Source organism: Planktotalea sp., from assembly GCF_049680325.1.
GTDB lineage: Bacteria > Pseudomonadota > Alphaproteobacteria > Rhodobacterales > Rhodobacteraceae > Planktotalea.
In genome coordinates, this window is sequence record NZ_JBAUHO010000303.1 from 1 (window position 1) to 3,017 (window position 3,017).

The window sequence follows — 3,017 nt, forward strand, 5'->3', positions numbered from 1 at the left end:
CACCTGGCTGACAGAGCCGGGCGCCGAACCGACGCTATCGGACCACATGGTCTGAATGGAATCGATAATCACCAGCTGCGGGTTTTCGATTTCCAGCGTCGTGAGGATATCGCGTAAATTGGTTTCTGCGGCCAGCTGCACGGCTGCATCTGCAAGGCCCAAACGCTGTGCGCGCATGCGCACTTGGGCGCTGGATTCTTCGCCGCTCACATAGATCGTCTTTAGCCCCGCATTGGCAAAATGGGCCGCTGCTTGCAGCAGCAACGTGGATTTGCCAATGCCCGGATCACCGCCCACCAAGGTGGCAGACGCAGGAACAAGGCCACCGCCAAGCACGCGGTCAAGTTCGTTCAGGCCAGAATGCGTGCGCGCGGGCGGCGCTTCCTGGGTGTTGAGGTTGCTCAGCTGCACCGCGCGTCCGCGCACTGTGCCCAGCCCCGCCTTGGCGGGGCCTGCGCTGCTTAGCCCTTCATCTTCTGCGATGGAATTCCAGGCGCCGCAGGCTTCACAACGCCCCGACCATTTAGAGGTGATGTTGCCGCAATCATTGCATGAGAAGGAGGGTTTTTTAGCCATGCGCCCTTGTGACGAAAGCGAATGGAATGGTCAAATCAAACTATGCGTTCAGGGTTATTCGGCAGCATGGGGCAGGGCGATAACCTCCGGGCGCCCTTTGCTGTCCACAACCTCAAGCCCAAGCGCAGGAAGAACATCTGCCAAATCATCGACAAGACGATCCAATTGCGCACGCGCAACGCTTTCTTCCATCTCGACCTGACCCAGCCAGCCTTTAAGTTCGGTGGATACAAGTTTTGCTTCTTCCAGGCGCGCGTTGAACTCAACGATCTCATGCTGACGCTCTTTAAGGACCTGACGGGCGCGGTTCACTTTGCGATCCGAATAGATATCCGCCAGTTCGGACGAAATGTGGCTCATCTGCGCTGCGGCTTCCAGAATTGTGGGCTCCAGCTGCGCCAGATCAGGATGTTCGCGCAAAAAGCCAAGGCGTTCGCGAATGGCATCAAATTCGCCCGAGAGCTGAAAAGCCCCTGTGCGATCCTGTGCATGTGCAACCGCATAGGCGCGCGCAACATCGTCCATGCCGATTTGAAAGAGCCGATGCGACGTTTCCAACTTTGAAATACGTTTATGCGCAGGCAGGAAAAAGCAAAGTCCGATGAGCAAAACGGTCAGCGCGATTTGAACCGCTGTCCCTGCCCAAAGGAAAGTTTGATCCCCGACCGTTAGTGGCCAGTTGATCCAAGCCGTATAGCCAAACGCGCTTGCGAGCGTGAAGCAGGCCGCAGCAATGGCCAATCCGATAAGTAAGAAAAATGTTAGCCTTTGCATTAGCCAAGAGGCCAAATGCCATAAATTGGCAACCGATGACATACCCACAACCTCCCCCAAGGTGATAAGCGGATATTAGCCGATGCAAACGCTCTGTCACGGGGGAAAACGCGAAATGCTGCATCATATCGCGTAATTGTGCGTTTTAACCTGTTCTGGGTTGTGCTGGCTTGAACAATAACCCCAGAACCAATTGGATAATGATGCAACCCGTAAACAAATAAAGCCCCCAAGCCGTTTCGATTCGCCCCACGCCGATTCCCTTGGCGACGGTTATGTAAACCGCAATCAAGAAGATATCGGCCATTGCCAGTTTGCCGAGAATACCAAGTGCGGGCTTCACTTTTTCGCTTAGCAGCCCGAAATGAAGCAGCGCCATGCCCAGCGTTTTCACATAGGGCGCAAAAAGCGCAAAGAACGTCACCAGCAGGGCCAGCGCAACGTCGCTTTTCCATAGGCTTTGCAAGCCGGAGATAACGCTGATTTCGCTAAGGCCGAACAGGGGCAATAGACCCGCGCGCATAAGCGGGGCGAACCATGCAATCGGGAATGCGATAAGCAGGGCAAGGTTCAAGAGTTTGGGCAAGCTCATAGTTTGATAAATATCCAAAGGCCAAAGAAAGCGAGCGCCATAATCAGATGCGCCGCGTCCAATCCCCACCAGCGCCGCCCTTCAAGGTGCCAGGACAGCGCGAAGGCAGCAGATACCGCGATGGGCAGCGCCATGCCAGAGCCCGCCTCGATCACACCTTGATTAACGATGAAGGAGGCCACGCGCGCGGCTTCGCTGCCTGTGAGGCCTGCGAGCGGGGGGATGTATTTGGCACCGATCCCGATCAACGCGATCATCACGGCAACCAGCGCTGCGCGCCGCGATGGACCCCGCGCAACAAAGACGCGGACAAGGGCCAGCGCTCCGATCACTTCGACATAAAAGAAGGTCTTTATCATCAAGAACGTGAGGATCGTGTAGTTGGGTTCAAAGAACGTCGAAAAATTGCTCAAAACATCGCCTTATGCGTGGCTGCATATCACTAAGGTGGCGATTTCAACTGCGCCTTGCAAGGGGGCTGTTAGAGCGGGCCGTTATCGTACCGCTTCAATCGGCCCATCCGCACGTCCGTGAATGAACTGATCGAGGTAGGGATCCCCGGACGCATCCATATCCGCTACGGGACCTGTCCATTTAATCACCCCGTCGTGCAACATCGCGACATTGTCGGCAATCGCGCGCACGGACGTCATATCATGAGTGATCGTCATTGCCGTTGCGCCCATCTCAACCACGATCTCGCGGATCAGATCGTTGATGACGCCCGACATGATGGGATCAAGGCCTGTGGTCGGCTCGTCGAAAAAGATGATCTCGGGCTCGGCCGCAATTGCGCGGGCAAGGCCGACGCGTTTTTGCATACCGCCTGACAGTTCTGCGGGTAGGCGGTCGGCAACATCGGCTTTAAGACCAACGCGGCGCAGCTTTTCGATCGCGATCTCGCGCGCTTCTTCCTTGGGCCGTTTCAGCGCGCCGCGCATCAGGCGAAAGGCCACGTTTTGCCAAACGGGTAGGCTGTCAAACAAAGCGCCGCCTTGGAACAACATCCCGAAACGCGCCAGAAACGCGTCGCGCTCGGCGGTTGCTGCATCTTGTCCATCGACCATGATTGTCC

The 3,017-nt window shown here is 56.3% G+C and carries 5 protein-coding genes; all 5 read right to left on the reverse strand.

From position 1 onward, the window contains the following. A partial coding sequence (locus WBC85_RS13840; protein WP_424438345.1) for an ATPase domain-containing protein occupies positions 1-576 on the reverse strand: 576 nt, incomplete at its 3' end. 54 nt (positions 577-630) lie between these two features. Continuing rightward, complete coding sequence (locus WBC85_RS13845) at positions 631-1,350, reverse strand: DNA repair protein (RefSeq protein WP_424438348.1); 720 nt, start codon at positions 1,348-1,350, stop codon at positions 631-633. A 145-nt stretch (positions 1,351-1,495) separates the two neighbouring features. After that, positions 1,496-1,942: a paraquat-inducible protein A gene (locus WBC85_RS13850; RefSeq protein ID WP_424438351.1), complete on the reverse strand. Its 447-nt coding sequence runs from the start codon at positions 1,940-1,942 to the stop codon at positions 1,496-1,498. Continuing rightward, positions 1,939-2,355 carry a hypothetical protein gene (locus WBC85_RS13855; RefSeq protein WP_424438354.1) on the reverse strand — a complete coding sequence of 139 codons (417 nt, stop codon included), beginning with the start codon at positions 2,353-2,355 and terminating at the stop codon, positions 1,939-1,941. Before WBC85_RS13855 ends, WBC85_RS13850 begins: the two co-directional genes overlap by 4 nt. An 81-nt stretch (positions 2,356-2,436) precedes the next feature. Beyond that, positions 2,437-3,017 (reverse strand): ABC transporter ATP-binding protein (locus WBC85_RS13860; protein WP_424438357.1); only part of this gene is annotated, 581 nt, incomplete at its 5' end.

Bases quoted from the DNA above. Each gene is read 5' to 3' on its own strand.
- WBC85_RS13845 (WP_424438348.1), bottom strand. From the start codon at position 1,350: ATGCAAAGGCTAACATTTTTCTTACTTATCGGATTGGCCATTGCTGCG.
- WBC85_RS13850 (WP_424438351.1), bottom strand. From the start codon at position 1,942: ATGAGCTTGCCCAAACTCTTGAACCTTGCCCTGCTTATCGCATTCCCG.